Source organism: Aquabacterium lacunae (assembly GCF_004310865.1).
In the GTDB taxonomy this organism is placed as follows: Bacteria; Pseudomonadota; Gammaproteobacteria; order Burkholderiales; family Burkholderiaceae_C; genus Aquabacterium; species Aquabacterium lacunae.
The window spans coordinates 304,032-330,071 of sequence record NZ_SIXI01000005.1 but is presented as its reverse complement, the minus strand read 5'-3'; the positions used below and the strand labels follow the sequence as shown (position 1 = coordinate 330,071).

20 protein-coding genes are annotated in these 26,040 nt (G+C 66.9%); 5 read left to right on the top strand and 15 right to left on the bottom strand.

Translation table 11 applies throughout. The features are described 5' to 3' along the window. Nucleotides 1–3: 3 nt before the first annotated feature. Together EYS42_RS13520 and EYS42_RS13515 are read right to left on the bottom strand one after the other, a co-directional pair. A complete protein-coding gene (locus EYS42_RS13520; protein ID WP_130968711.1) occupies nt 4–1,557 on the bottom strand; it encodes a DEAD/DEAH box helicase in 1,554 nt (517 codons plus the stop codon). A gap of 42 nt (nt 1,558–1,599) precedes the next feature. Further along, nucleotides 1,600–2,694 carry an aminoglycoside phosphotransferase family protein gene (locus EYS42_RS13515; RefSeq protein ID WP_130968710.1) on the bottom strand — a complete coding sequence of 365 codons (1,095 nt, stop codon included), beginning with the start codon at nt 2,692–2,694 and terminating at the stop codon, nt 1,600–1,602. A 146-nt stretch (nt 2,695–2,840) separates the two neighbouring features. Here EYS42_RS13515 and EYS42_RS13510 point away from each other — a divergent pair, with 146 nt between their 5' ends. From EYS42_RS13510 to EYS42_RS13490, 5 genes are all read left to right on the top strand, one after another. Beyond that, nucleotides 2,841–5,327, top strand: a complete 2,487-nt coding sequence (locus EYS42_RS13510) for an LPS-assembly protein LptD (protein WP_130968709.1) — start codon at nt 2,841–2,843, stop codon at nt 5,325–5,327. A 10-nt stretch (nt 5,328–5,337) separates the two neighbouring features. Next, nucleotides 5,338–6,738: a peptidylprolyl isomerase gene (locus EYS42_RS13505; RefSeq protein ID WP_165456780.1), complete on the top strand. Its 1,401-nt coding sequence runs from the start codon at nt 5,338–5,340 to the stop codon at nt 6,736–6,738. After that, nucleotides 6,731–7,564, top strand: a complete 834-nt coding sequence (gene rsmA / locus EYS42_RS13500) for a 16S rRNA (adenine(1518)-N(6)/adenine(1519)-N(6))-dimethyltransferase RsmA (protein WP_130968707.1) — start codon at nt 6,731–6,733, stop codon at nt 7,562–7,564. The genes EYS42_RS13505 and rsmA overlap by 8 nt, the downstream gene beginning before the upstream one ends. 3 nt (nt 7,565–7,567) lie before the next feature. Beyond that, entirely contained in the window at nt 7,568–8,800 is a 1,233-nt protein-coding gene (locus EYS42_RS13495; RefSeq protein ID WP_130968706.1) for a multifunctional CCA addition/repair protein, read from the top strand. A gap of 113 nt (nt 8,801–8,913) precedes the next feature. Continuing rightward, entirely contained in the window at nt 8,914–9,417 is a 504-nt protein-coding gene (locus EYS42_RS13490) for a hypothetical protein (protein ID WP_130968705.1), read from the top strand. A 156-nt stretch (nt 9,418–9,573) separates the two neighbouring features. Here EYS42_RS13490 and ftsZ read toward each other — a convergent pair whose 3' ends face one another. The 13 genes from ftsZ to ftsL form a co-directional block, all read right to left on the bottom strand. Continuing rightward, on the bottom strand, nt 9,574–10,827 hold the full coding sequence (ftsZ, locus tag EYS42_RS13485; protein ID WP_130968704.1) for a cell division protein FtsZ: 1,254 nt from the start codon (nt 10,825–10,827) through the stop codon (nt 9,574–9,576). 33 nt (nt 10,828–10,860) lie between these two features. After that, entirely contained in the window at nt 10,861–12,090 is a 1,230-nt protein-coding gene (ftsA, locus tag EYS42_RS13480) for a cell division protein FtsA (protein WP_130968703.1), read from the bottom strand. Between the two features lie 28 nt (nt 12,091–12,118). Continuing rightward, nucleotides 12,119–12,946 carry a cell division protein FtsQ/DivIB gene (locus tag EYS42_RS13475; protein WP_130968702.1) on the bottom strand — a complete coding sequence of 276 codons (828 nt, stop codon included), beginning with the start codon at nt 12,944–12,946 and terminating at the stop codon, nt 12,119–12,121. 33 nt (nt 12,947–12,979) lie between these two features. Beyond that, on the bottom strand, nt 12,980–13,951 hold the full coding sequence (locus tag EYS42_RS13470) for a D-alanine--D-alanine ligase (protein WP_130968701.1): 972 nt from the start codon (nt 13,949–13,951) through the stop codon (nt 12,980–12,982). Between the two features lie 24 nt (nt 13,952–13,975). Then, nucleotides 13,976–15,379: a UDP-N-acetylmuramate--L-alanine ligase gene (gene murC / locus EYS42_RS13465; protein ID WP_130968700.1), complete on the bottom strand. Its 1,404-nt coding sequence runs from the start codon at nt 15,377–15,379 to the stop codon at nt 13,976–13,978. Continuing rightward, on the bottom strand, nt 15,376–16,503 hold the full coding sequence (gene murG, locus EYS42_RS13460; RefSeq protein ID WP_130968699.1) for an undecaprenyldiphospho-muramoylpentapeptide beta-N-acetylglucosaminyltransferase: 1,128 nt from the start codon (nt 16,501–16,503) through the stop codon (nt 15,376–15,378). Before murG ends, murC begins: the two co-directional genes overlap by 4 nt. 106 nt (nt 16,504–16,609) lie before the next feature. Next, on the bottom strand, nt 16,610–17,905 hold the full coding sequence (ftsW, locus tag EYS42_RS13455) for a putative lipid II flippase FtsW (protein WP_245503640.1): 1,296 nt from the start codon (nt 17,903–17,905) through the stop codon (nt 16,610–16,612). Continuing rightward, on the bottom strand, nt 17,902–19,671 hold the full coding sequence (gene murD, locus EYS42_RS13450; RefSeq protein ID WP_130968698.1) for a UDP-N-acetylmuramoyl-L-alanine--D-glutamate ligase: 1,770 nt from the start codon (nt 19,669–19,671) through the stop codon (nt 17,902–17,904). The genes ftsW and murD overlap by 4 nt, the downstream gene beginning before the upstream one ends. Before the next feature lie 16 nt (nt 19,672–19,687). Continuing rightward, nucleotides 19,688–20,866 carry a phospho-N-acetylmuramoyl-pentapeptide-transferase gene (mraY, locus tag EYS42_RS13445; RefSeq protein ID WP_130968697.1) on the bottom strand — a complete coding sequence of 393 codons (1,179 nt, stop codon included), beginning with the start codon at nt 20,864–20,866 and terminating at the stop codon, nt 19,688–19,690. Next, on the bottom strand, nt 20,856–22,295 hold the full coding sequence (locus tag EYS42_RS13440) for a UDP-N-acetylmuramoyl-tripeptide--D-alanyl-D-alanine ligase (protein WP_245503639.1): 1,440 nt from the start codon (nt 22,293–22,295) through the stop codon (nt 20,856–20,858). Before EYS42_RS13440 ends, mraY begins: the two co-directional genes overlap by 11 nt. Then, on the bottom strand, nt 22,292–23,848 hold the full coding sequence (locus tag EYS42_RS13435; protein WP_130968696.1) for a UDP-N-acetylmuramoyl-L-alanyl-D-glutamate--2,6-diaminopimelate ligase: 1,557 nt from the start codon (nt 23,846–23,848) through the stop codon (nt 22,292–22,294). The genes EYS42_RS13440 and EYS42_RS13435 overlap by 4 nt, the downstream gene beginning before the upstream one ends. Continuing rightward, nucleotides 23,848–25,677, bottom strand: a complete 1,830-nt coding sequence (locus EYS42_RS13430) for a peptidoglycan D,D-transpeptidase FtsI family protein (protein WP_130968695.1) — start codon at nt 25,675–25,677, stop codon at nt 23,848–23,850. The genes EYS42_RS13435 and EYS42_RS13430 overlap by 1 nt, the downstream gene beginning before the upstream one ends. Nucleotides 25,678–25,742: 65 nt before the next feature. Beyond that, nucleotides 25,743–26,039, bottom strand: coding sequence for a cell division protein FtsL (gene ftsL, locus EYS42_RS13425; RefSeq protein ID WP_425358905.1), 297 nt, complete (start codon nt 26,037–26,039; stop codon nt 25,743–25,745). Nucleotide 26,040: the final 1 nt, after the last annotated feature.

Below are 26,040 nucleotides of genomic sequence, written 5' to 3'. Positions count from 1 at the left end.
ACCTTACTTGCCCGCCGACGACGACCCGGTGCCCGAGCCCCCCAGCAGGAAAGCCACCTTGCGCTTGGGCTTGATGAAGCGTGACATCGACGAGCCACCACCGGCCGGCGTGGCCGGTGCCTTGGCTTCCCAGGCCGCAGGCGCGGTATCGGGCGAAGCTTCGTAGGGCTTGTCGAAGAAGGGGTCGGACGGACGGCGCGGGGCAGGCGCTGGGCGCGACTCGGTGCGCATGGGACGGGCACCACGCGGGCCATCGGTCTCTTCGCGACGCTCGCCACGGCGATCATCGGAACGCTCACCCGAGCCCTCGTTGCGGTCGCGGCGGAAACGCCGCTCCTGGCGATCGTCCAGGGCGAAGGTCTCGATGTCGAGCTTCTTCTTGGTGAGCTTCTCGATGTCAGCGATCAGGCGAGCATCGGCCCCGGTGACCAGCGACACGGCGAGACCCGACGCGCCGGCGCGGCCCGTGCGGCCGATGCGGTGCACGTAGTCTTCGGCGTTGAAGGGGATGTCGTAGTTGAACACCGCCGGCAGGGCCGCGATGTCGATGCCACGTGCGGCCACGTCGGTGGCCACCAGCAGGTCCATCTCGCCGGCCTTGAACGCGGCCAGGGCCTTCAGGCGCTCGTCCTGCGACTTGTCACCGTGCAGGGCGGCGGTCTTGAGACCATCGCGCTCGAAGGCACGCGCCAGGCGGCCAGCGCCCAGCTTGGAATTGACGAACACGATCGACTGCTTGATCTCGCGGTCGCGCAGCACCTGGCGGATCAGGGCGCGCTTGTCGTCTTCGTGCACGCTGTAAAAACGCTGCTCGACGGTGGAAGCCGTGGCATTGGGCCGGGCCACTTCCACCAGCACCGGATCTTGCAGGTAGCTGGCGGCCAGCTTCTTGATCTCGGGCGAGAACGTGGCCGAGAACAGCAGGGTCTGACGCTGCTTGGGCAGGTAGCTCAGGATGCGCTGCAGGTCAGGCAGGAAGCCGATGTCCAGCATGCGATCGGCCTCGTCCAGCACCACATACTCGACCTGCGACAGGTTGCAGTTCTTGGCCTCGATGTGGTCCAGCAGGCGGCCCGGCGTGGCGATCAGCACTTCCACACCGCCTTTGAGTTCGGCGGTCTGCGGCTTCATGTCCATGCCGCCAAACACCACCGCCACGCGCAGGTTGGTCTGCTTGGCGTAGGCCTTGACGTTGTTGGCCACCTGGTCGGCCAGTTCGCGCGTGGGCGCCAGCACCACGGCACGCACCGGGTGACGCGCCGGCGACATGCTGGCGTTCTCGTGCTTCATCATCTTCTGAAGCAGCGGGATGGAAAACGCCGCGGTCTTGCCAGTGCCCGTCTGGGCGGCGCCCATCACGTCCCGCCCGGCCAGCACCACCGGAATGGCCTTGGCCTGGATGGGCGTCATGTGGGCATAACCCTGCACCTCGATGGCGCGCAGCAGTTTGGCGTCAAGGGGCAGGGTGTCGAAACGCGCAGGCGCTTCGGGTGTTTCAGGTGCTGCAGCCGGCGCGGGTTCTTGGGGCGCGGGCGACTGGAAAGTGTCAGAGCTCATGGTGCTCCAGTGGGGCGCACATCAAAGGCACGTGCGCCGGGGTCAGAAGGTGTAGCCGGTCTGGCGCTGCAGACCCAGGTTCTGTGCTTCGGCCGCCTCCAGCAGGTGCGCCAAGGGGCCCAGACCCTGGTAGCGAGCGCACACCTTGTACGCGTATTGCCACACACGGGGAATGTCGTCGAGGTACTGCCGCTTGCCATCGCGCAGGGCCAACCGCGCGAAAATGCCCAGCACCTTCAGGTGACGCTGCAGCCCCATCCACTCGAAATCACGCCAGAAATCACCGAAATCATCGCGCACTGGAAGCCCCGCTTGGCGGGCCTGCTCCCAGTAACGGATGGCGATGTCGATCTGACGCTCTTCGTCCCATGTGACATAGGCATCACGCAGGAGAGACACCAGATCATACGTGATCGCCCCCCATACCGCATCCTGAAAATCAATGACCCCCAGGCGGGCCGCTGGATCGGCCGGCTGCGCCATCAGATTGCGCGAGTGATAGTCGCGGTGTACCAGCACCTTGGGCTGCGCCAGCACCTGCGCTTTGATCAAGGCAAAGCTGCGCTGGAGGGTGGACTGCTGCGCATCGGTGAGGGTCAGACCACGCAGCTTCGTGAGGTACCAGTCAGGCAGCAGGTCGAGCTCGCGCTGCAGCAAGGCGTCGTCGTAGGGCGGCACCTGCTCGGCGGCAGCAATGCCTTGCAGGCGAATCAGTTCGTCGGTGGCCGCCTGGTAGCGGGCCCGGTTGGCCTTGTCTTCGTTGGACCAGGGCGTGGCCTCAGGATGCAGGGTGGACAGCAGCGTGTGCGAGCCCAGATCGGCCAGCAGCATGAAGCCTTGCGGCTCGTCCCAGGCCAGCACGGCCGGCGCCGACACCCCCCCTTGGGTCAGCAGGTGCGCCACCTTCACGAAGGGGCGGCAATCCTCATGCTGGGGTGGCGCGTCCATGATGATGAAGCTGCCCTGCGCACCTTGCACACGAAAGTAGCGGCGGAAACTGGCGTCGGCACTGGCGGCCACCACCGATCCCGCGTCCAGCCCATGGGCAGGGGCCACGGCCTGCAGCCAGGCATCGAAGGCTTGCTGGCGGGCGGGGTCGGCCCAGGCAATCGGGGTTCGATCTTGTGCAGCACTCATGGGGGTCAGAAAACAGCGGGACGGGCGCCACGGCAGACCATGGCGAACAGTCGGCCCAAACGCTGGGTGGCGCTTCAGCCGCATGGAATAATCCACCCATTTTAGTCTGAGCCCTCGTGTTGCCCTCCCCCACCCACCGCCCCTGCATGCCCCGTCGCCGCACGCCCGTGGCCCTGGCGGTTGCCTGGTGCCTGGGCACCCTGCCGGTGTCCAGCTTGCAGGCTCAGTCTTCTGCCCCCCCTGCGGCATCCAAAGACTCCACGGCACCCACGGCTCCGACTGCCCCCGGCACGGCCACTGTCACGGAACCGACCGGGCTGCGCATCGCCAACACCCTGAGCTGGCCGGTGGGCGGCAGCAAGGAGGCTGAACAGCTGCCCATTCATTTCGAAGCCGATCGCCTCGAAGGCAGCCCTGACGATGTCATGAAGGCCACCGGCGACGTGCGCCTGACCCGTGGAGACCTGATCATGCGCGCCGATCAGGTCACGCATCGACAGGCAGACAACTCGGCCCAGGCCGAAGGCCATGTGCGGGTGATGCGCCGAGGCGATGTCTTCACCGGCCCATCGCTGAACCTGAAACTTGACAGCCTGGAAGGCGAGTTCACCTCGCCCATCTACCGCTTCGCGCGCACCGACGCGGGCGGTCAAGCCGCACGCATCGAGTTCCTGGGGCCCAACCGCCTGCGTGCGGTCGACGCGACATACTCCAGCTGCACCTCCGAGAACACGGCAGAGCCCGACTGGGTGCTGGAGACCGGCAGCGTGCTGCTCGACCAGGAAACCGCCGAAGGTGTGGCCCGCAATGCCGTGGTGCGCTTCAAGGGGGTGCCCATCCTGGCCGCGCCCGTGCTGTCATTCCCCTTGAATGACGCACGCAAGAGTGGCCTGCTGCCCCCCAGCTTCGACTACGACAGCAAGAACGGCTTCGAGTACAGCCAGCCTTACTACCTGAACATTGCGCCCGAGCGCGACGCCACGCTCACGCCCACGCTGTCGACCCGTCGCGGCCTGGGGCTGGACGCCGAATACCGTTACCTGGCGCCACGGGATGCCGGCACGGTGAAGGCCTCGGTGCTGCCCAATGACCGCGTGGCCCAGCGCACCCGCGGACTGCTCGATGTGCAGCACCAGGGCAACTCGGAAGACGGCAGCAGCACCCGGCTGACCAGCTACGACGTGCGCATTCGCCGGGTGTCGGACGATGACTACTGGAAAGACTTCCCGCGCACGCTCAACAGCAACATCACGCTGACCCCGCGGCTGCTCGGCAGCCAGCTGGCCGTGGAGCGCCAGGTCAATGCCCGCGCCTGGGGGCTGGGCGGCAACCAGGCCACGCTGTACGGCAAGGTGCAGAACTGGCAGAGCCTGAAAGACCTCGACACCACCTCCGACGTGAGCGCCCAGCTGGTGTCACCCTACCAGCGAGAGCCCCAGCTGGGTCTGCGCGCTCGCAGCGCCTCCGAGTCAGGGCTGGTGTGGGCCCTGACCACCGAGTTCAACCGCTTCACGAATGCCGACAGCACCCGCGTGTCGGGCAACCGCGCGCACGCACTGGGCCAGGTCGAACGCCGCTTCGGCAGCACCGCCTGGTACCTCACCCCACGCCTGAGCCTGAACGCCGCCAACTACACGCTCGACAACAACGCCGCACTGGGCACGCTCAAACGGCACTACACACGGAGCATCCCCACGGCCAGCGTCGAAGGGGGGCTGGTGTTCGAACGTGATTCGCAGTGGTTCGGCAAGGGCTATGTGCAGACACTGGAGCCACGCGTCCAGTACGTGCGCACGCCCTATCGCGACCAGAGCGGCATCCCGCTGTTCGACAGTGCAGCACGCGACTTCAACTCGTACAGCATCTACTCGGAAAATGCCTTCACAGGCGTCGATCGGGTGTCCGATGCCAACCTTGTCAGTGTGGGCGTGATGACCCGCCTGCTGGACCCGGTCACGGCGCAGGAAGCCATGCGTCTGGGCGTGGTGCAGAAGGTGCAGTTCAGCGATCAGCGTGTCACCCCCAACAACGGGGCCCCGATCACGCAGCGACTGTCCGACCTGCTGCTGGTGGGCTCGACCAGCGTGCTGCCGCGCACCTGGCTGGACACCACCGTGCAATACAGCGCGCAGAACAACCGCGTCGAACGCTCGACCACCAGCGTCCGCGTGAATGCCGGGCCCTGGCGCAATGTGGCCTTGAGTCACCTGTTCAGCCGAGACAGCAGCGAGCAGATCGACTTCAGCTGGCAAGTACCCCTCAGCGGCCGCACCCCACGCCTGGATGGCGACGGGCGCGTGGCCAAGGCCGTGCAGACCGAATGCCGCGGCTCGTGGTACAGCGTGGGCAAGGTCAGCTACAGCATGGTCGACAAGCGCATCAGCAGCAGCGTGCTGGGCTTCGAATACGACGGCGGCTGCTGGATCGGTCGCATCGTGGCCGACCAGTCGGCCATCGGCACCACCAACAGCACCCGCATCCTGTTCCAGCTGGAGCTGATCGGCCTGTCCCGACTGGGCACCAGCGCCCTCAAGACCCTGAGCACCAACGTGGGCGGCTACCGCCCGCTGCGCGACGAAAGCTCGACCCTGATCCCCGGGGCCTCTTCCGATTTCCACGCCTACGATGACTGACCTGAGCGCCATGAAACGCAACGCACTCCGCCGCATGCCTCGGCCCCTGCTGCCCCTCGTGGCGACCCTGGCGCTGAGCCTGGGACAGGCCCAGCCAGCCAGCGCCCAGGGCTTTCGCCTGCTGGACGCACCCCAGGTGTCTCCCCGCATCCCGGGTGCACGCAACCTGAGCACCGACCTGCAGCTGGCCGGCAAGCCCACCACGGCCGACTACATCGTGGCCATCGTCAACAGCGAGCCGATCACACACACCGAGGTCGACAAGCGGGTGGCCCGTATCTTCGACACCGCGGGGCGCAACACCCGCCTGCCGCCAGCCGACGAACTGCGCCGCCAGGTGCTTGATGCACTCATCAACGAACGCATCCAGATGCAGGCCGCCAAGGCCATGGGCATGACCGTGGCCGATGCCGATGTGGATGCTGCCATTGCCAACATCGCCGCGCAGAACAACCTGTCGCTGGGCGAACTGCAGTCGCGCATGAAGGCCGATGGCCTGGATTACGAACGTTATCGCAACAGCTTGCGCGAGCAGATCCTGCTGGAGCGCGTGCGTGAGCGCGAAGTGAACGGCCGCATCCGCATCACCGACGACGAGATCGATCGCGTGCGCGCAGAAGCCGCGGCTGCAGGCCGTGACGTGGACCTGAACCTGGCCCATCTGCTCCTGCTGATGCCCGAAGGCGCGTCGAGTGCCGAGCAGCAACGCCTGGCCCAGAAGGCCGCCGACCTGCAAGCCCGAGCGGCCCAGGGCGCCAACTTCGGCGACCTGGTCAAGCAGAACTCCGATGACAAAAGCACCCGCGACAACGGCGGCATCTTCGGCATGCGTCCGGCGAGCAAGCTGCCAGAGCTGTTCACCGATGCCGTGAAAGACCTGAAAGTGGGGCAAGTGTCGCGTGTGCTGCGCTCGAACGCCGGCTTTCACATCCTCAAACTGATCGAACGCGAGAACAGCGCTGCCGCCACCTACACGCAGCACCGTGCCCGCCACATCCTGCTGCGCACCACACCTCAGCAAGACGCAGAAGCCGGCAAGCGCAAGCTGGCCGACATCCGCAAGCAGATCGTGGGCGGCCAGGCCAGCTTCGCCCAGCTGGCCCGCCAGTTCTCGGAAGACGGCAGCGCCACCAAGGGCGGCGACCTGGGTTGGGCTGCCCCTGGCCAGTTCGTGCCTGAATTCGAGCAGGCCCTGGTGGCCCTGCAGCCCGGCCAGGTGTCCGAGCCCATCGTGAGCCGCTTCGGCGTGCACCTGATCCAGCTGATCGAACGCCGGGAGGTGCAGCTGACCGACGCCCAGCAGCGTGAAGCCGCCCGCGCCGTGCTGCGCGAAAAGCGTTTCGAGCAGGCCTATGAAGAATGGGCGGCCGAACTGCGCGCCGCCGCCTTCGTGGACATGCGCGATGAGTAAAGGCAGCCACGGTCACAAGCCCCGCCCGCAGCAAGGCCACGTGGCGCGCAAGCGCTTTGGACAGCACTTCCTGAGCGACGACGGCATCATCGACGAGATCGTGCGCGGCATCGACCCGCGCCCCGGGCAGTCACTGGTCGAGATCGGCCCAGGCCTGGGCGCCATGACCAATCCGGTGGTAGAGCGCTGCGACAAGCTCACGGTGGTCGAACTCGACCGCGACCTGGCGGCTCGCCTGCGCAAGCGCCCCGAGCTCGACGTGATCGAATCCGATGTGCTGCAGGTCGACTTCGGCGCCCTGGCCGATCGCTTCGGCCAGAAGCTGCGCGTGATCGGCAACCTGCCCTACAACATCTCCACACCGATCCTGTTCCACCTGCTACAGTGGGCGCACCGCGTGGAAGACCAGCACTTCATGCTGCAAAAGGAAGTGGTCGACCGCATGGTGGCCTCGCCCGGCAGCAAGGACTACGGCCGCCTGAGCGTGATGCTGCAGTGGCGCTACGAGATGGACAACATCCTCGATGTGCCGCCCGAATCGTTCGACCCGCCACCGAAGGTGGACTCGGCCATCGTGCGCATGGTGCCGCTGGCCCAGCCCCCTCAGGTCGACGATGCCTTGCTGTCCGAGATGGTCTCGGTGGCCTTTTCTCAGCGCCGCAAGATCCTGCGCAACACGCTGGGCGCCTGGGTGACGGCCCGCGGCCTGGACACCGACTTCGACATGCAGCGCCGCGCCGAAGAAGTGCCGGTGGACGACTACGTGGCCCTGGTGCAACTGGCGTCGAGCCAGGCGCCGAGGGCCACTCCGGCCCCCCAAGGCTGAGCCATGAAGGCCTACCTGGTCGGTGGTGCCGTGCGCGACCGGCTCTTGGGCCGGCCCGTGGGCGACCGCGACTGGGTGGTGGTGGGCAGCAGCCCCGAGGCCATGCTGGCGGCAGGCTTTCAGCCCGTGGGACAAGATTTCCCGGTGTTCCTGCACCCGCAGACCCACGAGGAATACGCCCTGGCCCGCACCGAGCGCAAGAGCGGGCACGGCTACCACGGCTTCACCTTCCACACCTCGCCCGAGGTCACGCTGGAAGAAGACCTGGCCCGGCGGGACCTGACCATCAACGCCATCGCGCAAGCCGATGACGGCACACTGATCGACCCCTGGGGCGGGCAAGCCGACCTGCAGGCCCGCGTGCTGCGCCATGTGTCGCCCGCGTTCGCCGAAGACCCGGTGCGCATCTTGCGCCTGGCGCGGTTCGCGGCACGGTTCGACGACTTCAGCGTGGCCCCCGACACCCTGGCCCTGATGCAGCAGATGGTGGCCGATGGCGAGGCCGACCACCTGGTGGCCGAACGCGTGTGGCAGGAACTGTCACGTGGGCTGATGGAAGCCCATCCGTCGCGCATGTTCGAGGTGCTGCGCGAGTGCGGCGCGCTGCAGCGCCTGCTGCCCGAGGTGAATCGCCTGTGGGGCGTGCCGCAGCGGGCCGAATACCACCCGGAAATCGACACCGGTGTGCACCTGATGATGGTGCTGGACATGGCCGCGCGGCTGCAGGCCCCTCTGCCCGTGCGCTATGCCTGTCTGGGCCACGACCTGGGCAAAGGCACCACCCCGCCCGATGTGCTGCCCCGCCACATCGGCCATGAAGAGCGCAGCGTGCGCCTGCTCAAGCCCCTGAGCGAACGCCTGCGCGTGCCCACCGACTGCCGTGAGCTGGCCGAGGTGGTGGCGCGTGAGCATGGCCACATCCACCAGTGCCTGGGGTTTTCGGCGGGCGCCCTGCTGCGCCTGCTGGAGCGGCTCGACGCCTTCCGCAAGCCCGCACGTCTGGCCGACATCCTGCTGGCCTGCGAATGCGACGCCAGAGGGCGTCTGGGCCTGAGCGAGCAGCCTTACCCGCAGGCTGAGCGCCTGACCGAGGCACACCGCGCGGCCCAGGCCGTGGCCACCGCGCCCATTGCGTCCGAGGCACAAGCCCGCGGCCTGAAAGGGCCAGCCATCGCCCAGGCCATCCACGAGGCACGCACCCGGGTCATCGAAGCGTCGCTGCCTGCGGCGCCCTGAGCCACGCCCCCTGATCGGGGGAAATGCGGGCGTATTCCCCAAGTGGCGCGCCCACCAAACAAATTCACGATGCGGAAGATGCGCAGATGCGCTTGTCATTCCGCCCCCGCGTCGTGTCACCTCCCCCCTCACCGCATGCCCGTGCCAGCCTTCAGCAGGCTGTCCAGCGCCAGCTGATGCAGCAGCTGGACCAGCGCTGGCAGCAGGTGCTGGGCAGCTTTGGCCTCAGCGTGCTGCTGCTCGGCTTCGGTGCACTGCGCATGAGCCGCATCGGCCTTGACCTCTGGGCTGTTGCCTTGCTGATGTGCGGCGGTCTGGCCGCCGTCTGGCACTTTCAAGCCCGAGCCCGCTGGAAGGCACAGCTGGGCCCGCACGACGATTGGCTGTCCCCGGTGGACCAGGCCCTGGTGGGCGCCGGGTGGCTCTGGGCCGAGGCCTGGCCGCTGGGTGCCGGCGAATGGGGCCTGGAAGCCGAGCAGGGCTTCTGGTGGCCCTTTCTGGCCGCCTGCACGTATGCATTGTGGCGCCTGCGCCAGAACGCCCGGCGCCACTGGTGCATCTGGCATGCACGCGCGCTCAGACACGCCTTGCGGGCCCATCGACAGCCCTTGCGGTGACCCAGAAACGCGCAGGCCCGGCATCACCCAACAGCGCACAGCACACGTCAAAAAGCGCACCGTCCTTTCGGAGGGTGCGCACAAATCATTGGCGGAGAAAGACACATCGGCGGCGCCCTGACCCGGGCGCCCCAGACTCAACCGACCGGCGTCAGGTCAGTCGGCCTGCTTGCGCAGGAAAGCAGGAATCTCCAGCTCGTCCATGCCGTTGCTGGCCAGGGCATCGACCTTCTGGGCCGCCGTGCGGCCATTGCGCCAGACGCTGGGCGTGTTGAGGCCCGAAAAGTCGTTGTGCACGTGGCCCATGGCCGGTGCGGCGTGGCCGCCCACCGAACCACCCAGCGCGGCCGAGGGGCTCACGGGGTTGTTCAGCACGGGGAAATTGTCGGTGCCGGTGCGGGCAAAGGCCTGGGTGGTGGCTTGCTGGGCGCTGTGCACCACGGTCATGCGCTGCTTGGCCGAGGTCAGGCCGGTGGCGATCACGGTGACGCGCAGCTGGTCGCCCAAGCTTTCGTCGTAAGCGGTGCCGTAGATCACATGGGCATCTTCCGACGCGTAGCGGCGGATGGTGTTCATGGCATTGCGCGATTCGGCCAGCTTGAAGTTCGACTTCGAGGCGGCGATCAGCACCAGCACGCCACGCGCGCCCGACAGGTCCACGCCTTCCAGCAGAGGGCAGGCCACCGCGGCTTCAGCAGCCTTGGTGGCGCGGTCCGGGCCGCCCGCGGTGGCGGTGCCCATCATGGCCTTGCCCGGCTCGCTCATCACGGTCTTGACGTCTTCGAAGTCGACGTTCACCAGACCGGGGATGTGGATGATGTCGGAGATGCCGCCCACGGCGTTCTTGAGCACGTCGTTGGCCTGGCAGAAGGCTTCTTCCTGGGTGACGTCATCGCCCAGCACTTCCAGCAGCTTGTCGTTGAGCACGACGATCAGCGAGTCGACGTTGGCTTCCAGTTCGGCCAGACCGGCGTCGGCCTGCTTGGTGCGGCGGGTGCCTTCGAATTCGAAGGGCTTGGTCACCACGCCCACGGTCAGGATGCCCATTTCCTTGGCCACACGGGCGATCACAGGGGCCGCGCCGGTGCCCGTGCCACCGCCCATGCCGGCGGTGATGAAGACCATGTGAGCGCCATCGAGCGAGTTGCGGATCTCGTCGACCGCTTCTTCGGCGGCCAGACGACCGGCTTCGGGCTTGGAGCCAGCGCCCAGGCCGCTGCGGCCCAGTTGCAGGTGCATCTCGGCGGGCGAGCGGCTGAGGGCCTGCGCGTCGGTGTTGGCGTTGATGAACTGCACGCCCTGAACGCCCTGCGCAATCATGTGATCGACGGCATTGCCGCCACCGCCCCCCACACCGATCACCTTGATCTGCGTGCCCATGTCGAAGTTTTCGATCATCTCGATGGTCATGTGTCTCTCCTAGTCTTTCAAGCAGTTGCCAATTTAAAAGTTGCCAATGAACCAGTCACGCATGCGCGAGAACAGGGTCTGTACCGACCCGGCCTTCTGAGAGGCTTTCATGCCTCGTGTGCGCGACAACCTTGCTTCTTCGAGCAAGCCCATCACGGTGGCTGACCGAGGGCTGGCCACCATGTCGTGGAGGGCGCCTGAGTACAAGGGGATGCCCTTGCGCACAGGCTTGAGGAAGATGTCTTCGGCCAGCTCGACCATGCCAGGCATGACCGCCGAGCCACCGGTGAGCACGATGCCCGACGACAGCAGTTCCTCGTATCCGGACTCGCGGATCACCTGGTGAACCAGCGAGAAAATTTCTTCGACGCGCGGCTCGATCACGCCGGCCAGGGCCTGGCGCGAGAGCATGCGCGGCGCACGGTCACCCAGGCCAGGCACTTCGACGTGCTCGTTCGGATCGGCCAGCAGCTGCTTGGCCACGCCGAAATCGACCTTGATGTCTTCGGCATCTTTGGTGGGCGTGCGCAGCGCCATCGCGATGTCGCTGGTGATCAGGTCACCGGCGATGGGAATGACCGCCGTGTGGCGGATGGCGCCGTCCGCGAAAATGGCCACATCGGTGGTGCCGGCGCCGATGTCGACCAGGGCCACGCCCAGGTCCTTCTCGTCTTCGGTGAGCACTGCGGCGCTCGAAGCACTCGGGTTGAGCACCAGCTGCTCGGCTTCCAGGCCGCAGCGGCGCACGCACTTGACGATGTTCTCGGCGGCGCTCTGGGCGCCCGTCACGATGTGCACCTTCACTTCGAGGCGGCCACCGCTCATGCCGATGGGCTCTTTCACCTCATGCCCATCGATGATGAACTCTTGCGGCTCGACCAGCAGCAGGCGCTGATCGTTGGGGATGTTGATGGCCTTGGCGGTTTCGACCACACGCTGCACATCGATCGGTGCGACTTCCTTGTCGCGCACGATGACCATGCCGGTGCTGTTCTGACCGCGGATGTGGCTGCCCGTGATGCCCGTCCAAACGCGACTGATCTTGCAGTCGGCCATGAGCTCGGCTTCTTTGAGGGCTTGCTGGATCGACTGCACGGTGGCGTCGATGTTGACCACCACGCCGCGCTTGAGGCCGTGTGTCGGAGCGACACCAAGGCCGGCGAGCCGGAGATCGCCACCAGGCAGGACTTCTGCGACAACGGCCATCACTTTCGCGGTGCCGATGTCCAGTCCGACGACAAGGTCCTTGTATTCCTTGGGCATGGTTGAACTGGTTTTGACAAGTTTAAGGTCATTGCCTTTGAATTGCACCGCTCTTCACCACAGAATTTTCCTGAAGTGTGGTGAGGCCACGAAGCTTGACGGCATAACCTTTGGGATAACGCAAATCAGCAGATTCCAGCGGCTGGCCATACTGGGCCTGCAACTGGGGCAAGGTGCGCACGAATCGGCTCGCACGTCCGATGACATCGGGGATCTCGCCCCGACCGAGGTTGATCACGGCCTCGTCTTCGAGGGTCACGATCCAGTTGCCGCGGTCGTTCAATTCGAGGGTGTCGATCTCGGTGCCCAGCGGTGCCAGCACGGTGCGCAAACGCCCCAGCATCTGCAGCATCTGCTGGGCCTGATCAGCGGTGGCATGGGTGGGTGCCTTGAGCGTGGGCAGGCGCTCGTCTTCGACGTCACCGATGTTCACGTCGAACACCTCGCCCTGGATGTTGACCAGCTGGTCGTCGCGCTCGTCGTGCGACCAGTAGGCCGCGGGGCGGTGCTCTTCGAGCGTGACGCGCAACTCGTTGGGCCAGACGCGACGCACCACGGCCTTGCGCACCCAGGGCACGGTCTCGAACACCTGGCGGGCATGCTGCAGGTCAACGCTGAAATAGTCGCCGTGGATGCGCGGCAGCGCGTTGGCGCGCACGGTGGGCAGGTTGTTGCGTTGCAGCTCGCCCTCGATGCGCACCTGGCGGATCTGGAAGAAGGGCTGGCGCGACACCCAGGTCAAGGCAGCTGCCACGGCCAATGCCAGCATCACCCAGGCCATGAACTGGGTGACGGCCTGCATCCAGCGGATGTCCGAAGGCATCTCGTGGGACTGGAAAGCGGCGGCGGCTTGCATGGTGGCTTTGGTGCGATCGATCGACTGCGTGAATCAGCGGCGGCTGTCCAGGCTGGCCGAAGCCAGCAGGTGGATGCACAACTGGGCATACGGCAGCCCGGCCACCTGGGCCGACATGGGCACCAGCGAGTGGCTGGTCATGCCCGGCGAGGTGTTGATCTCCAGCAGGAAGGGCTGGCGGTCGCTCTTGCGGATCATCACGTCGGCGCGGGCCCAGCCGCGGCAGCCCAGCGTGTTGAAGGCCCGCACCACCTGGCGCTGGATCTCGGCTTCCTCGTCGGCGGGCAGGCCGCTCGGACACAGGTAGCGCACGTCGTCGGTGAAGTACTTGTTGTTGTAGTCGTAGTTGCCATCAGGCGCCTGGATGCGGATGACCGGCAGGGCCTGCGCCACACCATCGACGATCAGCACCGGGCAGGTGGTCTCTTCGCCGTCGATGAACTGCTCGCACAGCACCTCGGGGTCGTGCTGGGCGGCCGCAGCATAGGCGGCGGCGCACTGGGCCACATCGGTCACCTTGGTCAGGCCGATGGACGAGCCTTCACGCGCCGGCTTGACGATCATGGGCGCGCCCAGCACGGCCAGGGCCTGTGCGCATTCTTCGGCCGACGACACCATGCGCCAGTCGGGTGTGGGCAGGCCTTCGAAGCGCCAGATGCGCTTGGTCATGATCTTGTCCATCGCGATGCTGGAAGCCATCACGCCCGAACCGGTGTACGGCACGCCCAGCAGCTCGAGTGCGCCTTGCAGCGTGCCATCTTCGCCGCCGCGGCCATGCAGGGCGATGAAGCAGCGGTCGACACCTTCGGCCTGCAGTTCGTGCAGCGGGCGCTGGGCCGGATCGAACGCGAAGGCGTTCACACCGGCGTCCTGCAGGGCCTTGAGCACGCCGGTGCCCGACATGATCGACACGTCGCGCTCGGCCGAGGTCCCGCCGAACAGCACGGCGACCTTGCCCAGCGAGGCGGGGTCGATGGCGGGAGGGGTCAGTTGGATGGCACTCATGGGGATGCGTTCAGGTCGTTGGGGTCAGGGCTTGAGCTGCTCGGCCACCTTGGCCGGCACGGCACCGATGGAGCCTGCCCCCATGCAGATCACGACGTCGCCGTCGCGGGTGTTGTCGGCAATGGCCTGGGGCAGTGCGGCCACGTCGTCCACGAACAGGGGCTCGACCTTGCCGGCCACGCGCACGGCGCGGGTCAGGGCGCGGCCGTCGGCGGCCACGATGGGGGCTTCGCCGGCGGCATACACCTCGGTCAGCAGCACGGCGTCGGCGGTGCCCAGCACCTTGACGAAGTCTTCGAAGCAGTCGCGGGTGCGGGTGTAGCGGTGCGGCTGGAAGGCCAGCACCAGGCGCTGGCCCGGGAAGGCACCCCGCGCGGCGCTGATCACGGCGGCCATTTCCACCGGGTGGTGGCCGTAATCGTCGATCAGCAGGAACTGGCCGCCATCCGCGGCCTTGCACTGACCATGGCGCTGGAAGCGGCGGCCCACCCCGCTGAACTCGCCCAGGGCCTTGGCCACGGGTGCATCGTCCAGCTCGATCTCGGTGGCCACGGCAATGGCGGCCAGGGCGTTCAGCACATTGTGCTGACCGGGCAGATTCAGGGTGACCTGCATGTCAGGCATGACCACGCCATTGCGACGCTGCACCGTGAAACGCATCTGACCACCGGGCAGGGCTTCGACGTTGACAGCACGCACCTGGGCTTCTTCGCTGAAGCCGTAAGTGATCACCGGACGCGAGACCAGCGGGATGATGCTGCGCACGCCGGGGTCGTCCACGCAGACGATGGCCGAGCCGTAGAAGGGCATGCGGTGCAGGAAGTCGACGAAGGCCTGCTTCAGCCTGGCGAAGTCATGGCCATAGGTGTCCATGTGGTCGGCGTCGATGTTGGTGACCACCGACAGCACGGGCAGCAGGTTCAGGAAGGAAGCGTCGGATTCGTCAGCCTCGACCACGATGAACTCGCCCTGGCCCAGGGCCGAGTTGGCGCCCGCACTGTGCAGCTTGCCACCGATGACGAAGGTGGGGTCCACACCAGCTTCGGTCAGGATGGCCGTGACCAGCGAGGTGGTGGTGGTCTTGCCGTGTGTGCCTGCAATGGCAATGCCCTGCTTGAGGCGCATCAGCTCGGCCAGCATCACGGCGCGCGGTACCACGGGCACCCGCTTGGCGCGTGCGGCGATGACCTCGGGGTTGTCGCCCTTCACGGCGGTGGAGGTGACCACTGCCTCGGCGCCGTCGATGTGCGCTGCGTCATGGCCCACGTGCACGGTGATGCCCAGCGAAGCCAGGCGGCGCGAGGTGGCGCTGTCGGCCTGGTCGGAGCCCGACACGGTGAAGCCCAGGTTGTGCAGGATCTCGGCGATGCCGCTCATGCCAGCGCCCCCGATGCCCACGAAATGGATGTGCTTGACGGCGTGCTTCATCGAGCAGGCCCCTTCTTGTTGCTCAGTTGTTCGATGTCGTCGGCGACGGCAGCCGCGGCACGGGCCTTGGCCAGCGTGCGGGCCTGGGTGGCCATGTTCAGCAGCTCGCTGCGGTTCAGTCGGCCCAGCAAGGCAGCGAGTGAATCGGCGTTGAGCTCGCCTTGCGGCAAATGGATGGCCGCGCCGTTCGCGGCCATGTACTGGGCGTTGTCGCGCTGGTGCGAAGTGGTCGACACCACCAGGGGCACCAGCACGCTGGCCACGCCGGCCGCGCACAGCTCGCTCACGGTGATGGCCCCTGCACGGCACACGATCACGTCGCAGTCGGCCAGGCGCTCGGCCATGTTGTCGATGAAGGGCAGCACTTCGACCTGCCCCTCCAGGGCGATGCCCAGCTTGCCGTAGCGTGAACGCACGGCCTCGAACTGGGCCAGGCCCGTCTGGTGCGTCAGGCGCGGACGCTGCTCGGGCGGCAGCTTGGCCAGGGCCTCAGGCAAGGTGTCGTTCAGCACCTTGGCGCCCAGGCTGCCCCCGACCACCAGCACGCGCAGCGGGCCAGTGCGGGCCGCGAAGCGCTGGGCTGGTGGCTCGATGGCTTCGATCTCGGCGCGCACCGGGTTGCCAGTGACACGGGCGATGCGGTGGCGATTGGCCAGGCCCTTGACGTCGTCGCAGTCAAAGCCGAACTCGATGGCGTCGACCACGGGCAGCAAAGCCTTGTTGCTCATCAGCAAGGCCGCGTCGGCATTGACCAGCACCAGCGGCTTGCCGCGCAGCGAAGCCATCAGCCCACCGGGGAAGCACACATAGCCGCCCATGCCCAGCACGGCGTCGGCACGGCGTTGGCCGATGATGCGGAAGCAATCGACGAAGGCCTTGAGCAGGCGCAACCCGCCGGTCAATGTGTGCAGCAGGCCTTTGCCACGCAGGCCACTGAAACCCAGTGTGTCCATGGGGATGCCGGTGGGCGGCACCAGGCGGTTTTCCATGCCGGTGGTGGTGCCCAGCCAGGACACGGTCCAACCCCGGGCCTGCATTTCGCGGGCCACGGCCAGGCCGGGCATGATGTGTCCGCCGGTGCCAGCGGCCATGATGACGAGGTGGCGAGAGGGGGTCGCACTCATGCGCGGCCTCCGCGAATGAGTTGTCTGTTTTGGCTGCGCCGAAATCGACGCCCTGCGCGCTGACTGCGCGCAGTGTCGATGTCGCCGTAGAACGTCGCCAACGCCATCATGCGCGGCCTCCGCGCATGAGTTGTCGATTTTCAATGTCCACACGCAGGCAGATGGCCAGGGCGATGCAGTTGAGCAAGATGGCCGAACCGCCGTAGCTCATCAGCGGCAGGGTCAGGCCCTTGGTGGGCAGCACGCCCAGGTTCACACCCATGTTGATGAAGGCCTGTCCGCCCATCCACACGCCCACGCCTTGCGCCACCAGGCCAGCGAACACGCGGTCGAGCGCGATGGCCTGCCGGCCGATGTGGAACAGGCGCACCACCATCCAGAAGAACATGCAGATGACCACCGCCACGCCGATGAAGCCGAGTTCTTCGCCGATCACGGCGAGCAGGAAGTCGGTGTGGGCCTCCGGCAGGTAGTGCAGCTTTTCCAGACTGGAGCCCAGGCCTTCGCCAAAGATCTCGCCTCGACCGAAAGCGATCAGCGAGTGGGTGAGCTGGTAGGCCTTGCCCAATGCATTTTTTTCTTCCCAGGGATCGAGGTAGGCAAAGATGCGCTCACGCCGCCAGGGGCTGAGGCTGACCATCAGCACGAAGGCGCCCACCAGCACAGCCGTGATCAGGAAGAACATGCGGCCGTTCACGCCCCCCAGGAACAGGATGGCCATGGCGATGGCGGCGATCACCATGAAGGCCCCCATGTCGGGCTCGGCCAGCAACAGCAGGCCCACCACACCCACGGCCACCGCCATCGGGGCCACGGCGCGGAAGAAGTGCTCCTTCACGTCCATCTTGCGCACCATGTAATCGGCCGCATACAGGGTGATGGCCAGCTTGGCCAGCTCGGAAGGCTGGAAGTTCATGACGCCCAGGGGCAGCCATCGGCGCGCACCGTTCACACCCTTGCCCACATGGGGCACCAGCACGAGCATCAGCAGCAGCAGAGCCACCACGAACAACCAGGGCGCCCAGCGCTCCCACACGGCCATCGGAATCTGCGACACCACGGCACCGGCCGTCAGCGCCAGCCCGATGGACAGCAGATGCCGCATGAAAAAGTGCGTGGGCTGGTAGTTGGCGTACTTGGGGCTTTCGGGCAAGGCGATCGATGCCGAATACACCATCACCAGGCCCAGCATCATCAGCGAGATGGCCACCCACATCAGCGGCTGGTCGAAGCCCATCACCTTGGTGGGCTGCGTGTTCACCTGCACCCAGTCGCGCACCGGCAAGCGGCCCACCACCTCGGCGCCGCTGGCGGCGGCCCGACCGGTCAGGCGGCGGAACCAGCCCACCAGACCCGAGGCTTCAGCGGGCGCGCTGCCGGGAGTGTCCATGGCCTCGCTCATGCGATGTCTCCACGGTCGGCGGCCAGTTCGCGCACGGTGTCGATGAACACCTGGGCGCGGTGGCCATAGTTGCGGAACATGTCCAGGCTGGCGCAGGCCGGGCTCAGCAGCACCGCGTCGCCCGGCAGGGCCTGCTCGAAGCACCAGCGGGTGGCGGCTTCCAGGCTGTCATGGCGCTGCATGGGAATGCCCCCCCCCATGGGGTCGCTGAGGCGACCACTGCCGTTCAAGGCCAGTTCGATGGGGCCCGCGTCACGGCCGATCAGGGCCACGGCGCGCGCAAAGCGGCTGACCGGCTCGGCCAGCGGCTCGAAGGCCTGGCCCTTGCCGTCGCCGCCCAGGATGATGACCAGCTTGCCGGGCGACAGGTCGGCACCCAGGCCCAGCAGGGCGGCCACGGTGGCGCCCACGTTGGTGCCCTTGCTGTCGTCGATGGCGTCGACACCGCCCACGGTGGTGACCAGCTCGACGCGGTGCGGCTCGCCGCGGTATTCGCGCAGGCCGTGCAGCATGGGCGCCAGCGGCAGGCCGATGGCCGTGGTCAGCGACAGCGCGGCCAATGCGTTCGATGCGTTGTGGCGGCCGCGGATGCGCAGCGCATCGGCGGGCATCAGGCGCTGCAGCACGATGTCTTCGGTCTCGCCCTTCTTGAGCTTGAGGGTCGGATCGCTTTCGCGGGCGCGAACCAGCCAGGCCATGCCGGCTTCTTCGACCAGGCCGAAATCACCCGGGCGCCTGGGCGCGTCAAGCCCGAAGCGCACCACCTGGCGTTCGACCACGCGGGCCGGGCGGCCTCGCACCCCCGATTTCACCACCTCGGGCGCGGGCACCATGGCTTCGACCAGGGGCTCGTCGCGGTTGATGACCATGACGGCCTGCTTGCCGTAGATGCGGGCCTTGGCCTCGGCGTAGGCGTGCATCGAACCGTGCCAGTCGAGGTGATCCTGGGTGATGTTGAGCACGACCGAAGCGCTGGGCTCGAAGTTGCTGACGCCGTCGAGCTGGAAGCTGGACAGCTCGAGCACCCACACCTCGGGCAGCACCTGGAACTCCGGGGCCGCTGGCGGGGGTGGGGCCAGGACGACGGCTGGCGCGTCTTCGTCGTCGGACAAAGGTGCTTGTTGAACAGACTCTTCGGTGAGCGCTTCTTCAGGGATCGCCTCTGCCGAGGCCGCTTCATCCGTGGCCACGACATCTGTCGCCTCTTCAGCCGCGGGTTCGGCCACAGGCACAGGTTCGGTCTCGGCTAGCTCCGGCTCCTGGTCCAGCGCCTGGCTCAGGGTGTCCAGCAGCGTCGGGCCGATGTTGCCGGCCAAGCCCACGCGCTTGCCGCAGCGCTCGACCAGCATCGCCGTCAGCGAGGTGGTGGTGGTCTTCCCGTTGGTGCCCGTGATGGCCAGCACGTGGGGTGCATAACCGCGCGTGGCTTTCAGGTCGGCCAGGGCCGAAGCAAACAGGGCCAGCTCGCCGCGCACCGGAATGCCGCGCTCGTCGCAGGCGGCCAGCAAGGGCGCCACGGCGGCATCGCCCGGCATCAGGCCCGGGCTCTTGAGCACGATGTTCACGCCCTCGAGCAGTTCGGGACTGAGCCCATGGTGCAGCGACGCGCCCGGCACGTCGGCGACCAGGCGAGGCGCTTGCGGCGGGTTGGCGCGCGTGTCGGCCACACGCACCGTGGCACCACAGCGCGCACACCAGCGCGCCATGGCCAAGCCGGAGTCACCCAGACCCAGGATCAGCACGGTGAGTTGGTTCAGATGCAGCATGGTGTGAACGGGGCGGTCAGCGCAGCTTGAGGGTGCTCAGGCCAGCCAGGCACAGCAGCATGGTGATGATCCAGAAGCGCACGACGACCTGCGTTTCCTTCCAGCCCGATTTTTCGAAGTGGTGGTGCAGCGGCGCCATCAGCAAGATGCGACGGCCTTCGCCGTACTTCTTCTTGGTGTACTTGAAGTAGCTGACCTGCACCATGACCGACAGGGCTTCGAGCACGAACACGCCGCCCATGACGGCCAGGACGATCTCCTGGCGCACGATCACGGCGATGGTGCCCAGGGCACCGCCCAGGGCCAGCGCGCCCACGTCGCCCATGAACACCTGGGCCGGGTAGGCGTTGAACCACAGGAAGGCCAGCCCCGCACCGGCCATGGCCGCGCAGAACACCAGCAACTCGCCGGCCCCCGGGATGTGCGGCAGCAGCAGGTACTTGGCGAACACCGAGTTGCCGGTCACGTAGCAGAAGATGCCCAGGGCCGAGCCCACCATGACCACGGGCATGATGGCCAGGCCATCCAGGCCGTCGGTCAGGTTCACGGCATTGCTGGTGCCCACGATGACCACGTAGGTCAGGGCCATGAAGCCCCACACACCCAGCGGGTAGCTGATGGTCTTGAAGAAGGGCACGATCAGGTCGGCCTTGGGCGGCAGGTCTTTCGCGAAGCCCGAAGCCACCCAGTCGAAGAACAGCTCCATCACCTTGAAGTAGCTGGTCTCGGACACGCTGAAGGCCAGGTAGATGGCCGCGATCACGCCGATCAGCGACTGCCACATGTACTTCTCGCGCGAAGGCATGCCCTCGGGGTCCTTCTTGACCACCTTGCGCCAGTCGTCGGCCCAGCCAATGGCACCGAAGCCCATGGTCACGATCATGACGATCCACACGAAGCGGTTCGACCAGTCGAACCACAACAGGGTCGACAGACCGATCGACATCAGGATCAGCGCGCCACCCATGGTGGGTGTGCCACGCTTGGTCAGGTGGCTCTGCATGCCGTACTCGCGGATCGGCTGGCCGATCTTGAGTTCGGTGAGCTTGCGGATCACCAGCGGCCCCAGGGCCAGGCCGATCAGCAGCGCCGTCATGGCGGCCATCACGGCACGGAAGGTGAGGTACTGGAAGACGCGCAAGAAGCCCCAGTCGGGGTTCAGGGCCTGCAACCAGGCGGCCAGACTAAGCAGCATGGGCACCTCCGGCTTGGGCCAGCAGGGCGGCCACGACGGTTTCCATCTTCATGAAACGGGATCCTTTGACCAGCACCGAGGCCACGGCGGGCGCTGCGGGGCTGTGCGACTGCAGGGCCGCGACGATGTCGGCGGCCGATTCGAATGAGAGGGCCTGCGCGCCGACCGCGCTGGCGGTGTGACGGCACAGGCTGCCCGCGGTCCAGACGTGGTCGATGCCACGGGCCACGGCATGGCGCCCGACTTCTTCGTGGAAAGCAGGGCCCTGGGTGCCGACCTCGCCCATGTCGCCCAGCACCAGCCAGCGCGGGCCCGGCAGGCCGGCCAGCATGTCGATGGCGGCACGCACGGAATCGGGGTTGGCGTTGTAGCTGTCGTCGACCAGGGTGAGACGACCTTGCGGACGCTCGACGGTGAGCAGGGCCGAACGGCCCTTGACGGGCACGAAGGCTTCCAGCCCCGCCACCACGGCCGACAGGGGGGCGCCAGCCCCCAGCGCCGCGGCGGTCGAGGCCAGGGCGTTGCGCACATTGTGTTCACCGGCCATGGCCAGGCGAACGGAGGCCTCTCCGGCCGGGGTGCGCAGGGCCATGGCCCAGTGCGGCTGTGCGGCAGCGTCGACCCATTGGGCCGAGCCGGTCACGGCGGCAGGCGCATCGTTCAGCGCGAAGTCGATCACACGACGGCCTGCCGACAGCTCTCGCCAGATGGGCGTGTGCTCAGCGTCGTCGGCCGGGAACACGGCCACGCCATTGCGCAGCAGGCTGCTGAGCACGGCCCCGTTTTCACGCGCCACGGCTTCCACCGTGTGCATGAACTCCTGGTGCTCGCGCTGGGCGTTGTTCACCAGGGCCACGGTGGGCGCGGCCAGGGCGGCCAGCTGCTCGATCTCGCCAGGGTGGTTCATGCCCAGCTCGACCACAGCGCACTGGTGCACGCCTTCGCGCAGGCGCAGCAGGGTGAGCGGCACACCAATGTCGTTGTTGAAATTGCCCTGGGTGGCCAACGCAGCCTGCTCGCCCGGGCCTTGCGCCATCCAGGCGCGCAGGATGCTGGCCACCATCTGTGTGACGGTGGTCTTGCCGTTGCTGCCGGTGATACCGACCAGCGGCATGTGAAAGCGGCTGCGCCAACCGGCCGCCAGGCGGCCCAGGGCGGCACGGGTGTCACTGACTTCCAGCCCTGGCAGACCGCATTCGGCCACGCCCCGCTGGGCCAGCACAGCCACGGCACCCGAAGCTTGCGCCTGGGGCAGGAAGTCATGCGCGTCGAAACGCTCGCCGCGCAAGGCCACGAAGAAGTCACCGGCCTGCAAGGTGCGCGTGTCGGTGTGCACACGCCACAGCGGGGTGGCGGGGTCACCCACCAGCACCGAGCCGGGCAGCAGTTGATGGGCCAAGCCCAAGGTCATCATGGGGGCAGCGGTCATTGGGGCCCCTTCAGGTGCTGGGTGTTCATGCGCTGGCGCAAGGCAGCCATGGATTCCTCGACATCGGAAAACGGCGTCTTCACGCCGGCCACTTCCTGGGTGGCTTCGTGGCCCTTGCCAGCAAGCAGCACCAGGTCACGCGGGTCGGCCTGCATCACGGCATGGGCAATGGCCTCGTGACGGTTCTCGATCACGGCGATGCGGTCGGTGCGGGTGATGCCGGTCAGCATCTGCGACAGGATCAGCGCCGGGGATTCATGGCGGGGGTTGTCGCTGGTCAGGACGACTTCATCGGCATGCTGATCGGCCATGGCGCCCATGAGCGGGCGCTTGATCGGGTCGCGGTTGCCACCGCAGCCCAAGACGCACCACAGGCGGCCGCCGCGGGCTTCGGTGATGGAGCGCAACGCCCGCAAGGCCTGGAGCACGGCATCGGGCGTGTGGGCATAGTCGACCACCACCAGGGGCAGGCGTTCGGCACCCACCTCGTCCACATGCACCTGCTGCATGCGGCCGGGCACGCTGCTCAAATGCTCGCACACACGGGCGATGTCGCGCAGCGGATGACCCAGTGCACGCAAGGCGCCCACCACGGCCAGCAGGTTGGCCGCATTGAACTCGCCAATCAGGCGGGTGTCGAGGTCGACTTCGTCGAGCACCTGCTGCAGGTCGGCACTGCGTTCGATCAGGCGCAGACCCATGCCCTGCGCGTGGAAGCGCACCGCCTCGGCGCGCAGGCGTGCAGGCGCCATCAGGGCATATGACCACACGTCCAGGCCCCGCTGAGTGCACAGAGGCACCAGCGATTCACCGCGCAGGTCATCGACATTGACCACGGCGGCCTGCAGGCTGGGCCAGTGGAACAGCGCCTCTTTGGCTTCCCAGTAGGCCTGCATGCTGCCGTGGTAGTCGAGGTGGTCCTGCGTGAAGTTGGTGAACTGCGCCACACGGATGTGCGTGGCGTCCAGACGCTTTTCTTCGATGCCGATGCTGGAGGCCTCGATGGCCGCAGCCTTCAGGCCCTGGTTCAGAAACTGACGGAAGGTGGCATGCAGGGTGACCGGGTCGGGCGTGGTCAGGCCGGTGGGCACGAAAGCACCACTGCCGGGCTCACCCACGCCCAGGGTGCCGATGACACCACACGGTTGCCCCAGGGCACTGAGGGCCTGGGCTGTCCACCACGACGTGGAGGTCTTGCCGTTGGTGCCGGTCACGGCCACCACGCTCAGTTGCTGGCTGGGCAGGCCGTAGAAGCCATGCGCGATCTCGGCCAGCAAGGCCTTGAGGTTGGGCACGGCCACGATGCGGGCGTCGTCGAACGCAAAAGCCTGCACGCCTTCGGCCTCGACCAGGCAGGCACAGGCGCCATCGCTCAAGGCTTGTGCCACGAAAGCGCGACCGTCACGTGCGGCACCGGGCCAGGCCACAAAGGCCGTGCGGCCAGAGGCGGCCAGAGCAGGCACCTGCCGGCTGTCGACCGTGAGGGCCTGCACTGCCTGCTGCTGCAGCCAGGCCAGCACATCGACCACATGGTTCAGTGTGTGCAGGGCCATCAGAAGCTCTCCTCCACGGCCACCGCGGCGCCTTGCTGTGCCACGATGCGCGGCTGCACTTCCATGTCAGGCATCACACCCAGGCGTGACAGGGTCTGCTGCACCACCTGGCTGAACACGGGCGCCGCCACAGCCCCCCCGTAATACACACCGTTGCTGGGCTCGTCGACCATCACGGCCACCACGATGCGCGGGTTGCTGATGGGCGCGATGCCCACGAACCACGAGCGGTACTTGTTGCCCGCGTAACCGCGGCCTTCCTGCTTGTGGGCGGTGCCGGTCTTGCCGCCCACGCTGTAGCCCACGGTCTGCGCCTGCGGCGCGGTGCCTTCCGGGCTGCAGACCATGTTGAGCATCTTGCGCACGGCGCGTGCCGTGTCGGGCGAGAACACACGGGTACCTGGCACGGGCACCGGTCCTTTCATGCCCTGGGCCATGCCCACAGCGCCCTTGTAAGCCACCTGCTGGTGCATGGCTTCGGCGGGGGCTTCACTGGGAAACTCCCGCTTGAGCAGAGTCACTGGCACCAACTCGCCGTCACGGGCAAACACCGTGTAGGCCTGCGCCAGCTGGAAGAGGCTGGCCGACAGACCATAGCCATAACTCATGGTGGCCTGCTCGATGCGACGCCAGCTCTTGTGCGGGCGCAGGCGCCCAGTCACCACCCCCGGAAAGCCCAGCTGCGGCTTGTGGCCCAGGCCGACGGCCGAGTAGAGCTCCCACATCTCCTTGGGCTGCATCTGCATGGCCAGCTTGACGGTGCCCACGTTGCTGGACTTCTGGATCACCTCTTCGACGGTCAAGTCTCCGTGCGGGTGCGAGTCGGAAATGGTGGAACCATCCAGCTGCAGCTTGCCCGGGTAGGTCGGGACAATGGAGTCGGGTTTGACACGCCCGCTTTCCAGGGCCCACCCGGCAATCAGCGGCTTCATGGTGGAGCCGGGCTCGAAGGTGTCGGTCAAAGCACGGTTGCGCAATTGCGCACCGGTCAGGTTGCGACGGTCACTGGGCGTGTAGCTGGGGAAATTGGCCAGGGCCAGCACCTCACCTGTCACGGCGTCGAGCACCACCACGCTGCCTGCCTTGGCCTTGTGTTGAGCCACGGCATCGCGAATGCGCTGGTAAGCGTTGGCCTGGATCTTGGCGTCGATGGACAGGTGGATTTCGCGGCCATCCATGGCCGGCACGGTGTCACCCACGTTCTCGACCACATTGCCCAGGCGGTCCTTGATGACCTGACGGCGTCCATCGTGCCCCGACAGATCGCGGTCATAAGCCAGCTCGATGCCCTCCTGGCCCTTGTCTTCGATGTTCGTGAAGCCGACGATGTGCGCCGCAGCCTCGCCTTCCGGGTACTGCCGCCGCGACTCTTTGAGGGCATGCACCCCCTTGACCTTCAGCGCCTTGACCTGCGCAGCCACGTCATCTGCCACCTGGCGTCGCAGCCACACGAAGTTGGGGTTGTCGTCCAGGCGCTTGGCCAGCTCCTGCGGGCTCATGTTGAGCAGCCGCGCCAGTTCGCGGGTCTGCTCGCGGGTGGCCTGGAAGTCCTTCGGAATGGCCCACAGCGACGGCGCAGGCACGCTGGAGGCCAGCAACTCACCGTTGCGGTCGAGGATGCGGCCACGGTTGGCCGGCAACTCGATGCGGCGTTCGTAGCGGTTCGCGCCCTGCTTCAGGTAGAAGTCGTTGTGAATGATCTGGATCCAGGCCGCACGGCCCAGCAGCACAGCAAAGGCCAGCCCCAGGGCGCCAGTGAGCAGGCGCAGGCGCCAGGTGGGCGTCTTGGCCGCCAGCAGTGGGCTGGAGCCATATCGCACCGCGGGCATGGGTGCAGCCGCCTGCTTGCGCGAGCCGCGCAGCCGGCGCCACAGAGCACTCAACCGCCCGCCGCTCACGGAGTACCCCCTTCCGCAGCAGGCTTGGCCACAGGCGCCACACCATCGATCACGTAATGGGTGACCGCCGGATTGGTCGTCGACATCTTCAGTCGGGTGCGCACCATGTCCTCCACCACCAGCGGAGTGGCAGCCGTGCGTCGCTCGACCTTGAGGCGGTCGTGCTGCACCTCAAGTTCCTGCTCTTCGGTGCGCGCGCGCTCAAGTTGCACGAACAGGCTTCGGGCCTCGTTGCTGGTGCGGATCAACCAGAAGGCACTGGCAAGCACGGCCAGTGCAAGAGCAATGTTCAAG

What these genes read in the sequence shown, in the direction of transcription:
- ftsW (WP_245503640.1), bottom strand. Translation starts at nt 17,905, where the DNA reads ATGAGCGAGGCCATGGACACTCCCGGCAGCGCGCCCGCTGAAGCCTCG.
- EYS42_RS13495 (WP_130968706.1), top strand. Translation starts at nt 7,568, where the DNA reads ATGAAGGCCTACCTGGTCGGTGGTGCCGTGCGCGACCGGCTCTTGGGC.
- EYS42_RS13435 (WP_130968696.1), bottom strand. Translation starts at nt 23,848, where the DNA reads ATGGCCCTGCACACACTGAACCATGTGGTCGATGTGCTGGCCTGGCTG.
- ftsA (WP_130968703.1), bottom strand. Translation starts at nt 12,090, where the DNA reads ATGCCCAAGGAATACAAGGACCTTGTCGTCGGACTGGACATCGGCACC.
- EYS42_RS13510 (WP_130968709.1), top strand. Translation starts at nt 2,841, where the DNA reads ATGCCCCGTCGCCGCACGCCCGTGGCCCTGGCGGTTGCCTGGTGCCTG.
- murC (WP_130968700.1), bottom strand. Translation starts at nt 15,379, where the DNA reads ATGAAGCACGCCGTCAAGCACATCCATTTCGTGGGCATCGGGGGCGCT.
- murG (WP_130968699.1), bottom strand. Translation starts at nt 16,503, where the DNA reads ATGAGTGCGACCCCCTCTCGCCACCTCGTCATCATGGCCGCTGGCACC.
- EYS42_RS13440 (WP_245503639.1), bottom strand. Translation starts at nt 22,295, where the DNA reads ATGACCGCTGCCCCCATGATGACCTTGGGCTTGGCCCATCAACTGCTG.
- EYS42_RS13520 (WP_130968711.1), bottom strand. Translation starts at nt 1,557, where the DNA reads ATGAGCTCTGACACTTTCCAGTCGCCCGCGCCCCAAGAACCCGCGCCG.
- ftsZ (WP_130968704.1), bottom strand. Translation starts at nt 10,827, where the DNA reads ATGACCATCGAGATGATCGAAAACTTCGACATGGGCACGCAGATCAAG.
- EYS42_RS13430 (WP_130968695.1), bottom strand. Translation starts at nt 25,677, where the DNA reads ATGCCCGCGGTGCGATATGGCTCCAGCCCACTGCTGGCGGCCAAGACG.
- EYS42_RS13470 (WP_130968701.1), bottom strand. Translation starts at nt 13,951, where the DNA reads ATGAGTGCCATCCAACTGACCCCTCCCGCCATCGACCCCGCCTCGCTG.
- EYS42_RS13505 (WP_165456780.1), top strand. Translation starts at nt 5,338, where the DNA reads ATGAAACGCAACGCACTCCGCCGCATGCCTCGGCCCCTGCTGCCCCTC.
- EYS42_RS13515 (WP_130968710.1), bottom strand. Translation starts at nt 2,694, where the DNA reads ATGAGTGCTGCACAAGATCGAACCCCGATTGCCTGGGCCGACCCCGCC.
- murD (WP_130968698.1), bottom strand. Translation starts at nt 19,671, where the DNA reads ATGCTGCATCTGAACCAACTCACCGTGCTGATCCTGGGTCTGGGTGAC.
- EYS42_RS13475 (WP_130968702.1), bottom strand. Translation starts at nt 12,946, where the DNA reads ATGCAAGCCGCCGCCGCTTTCCAGTCCCACGAGATGCCTTCGGACATC.
- mraY (WP_130968697.1), bottom strand. Translation starts at nt 20,866, where the DNA reads ATGCTGCTTAGTCTGGCCGCCTGGTTGCAGGCCCTGAACCCCGACTGG.
- rsmA (WP_130968707.1), top strand. Translation starts at nt 6,731, where the DNA reads ATGAGTAAAGGCAGCCACGGTCACAAGCCCCGCCCGCAGCAAGGCCAC.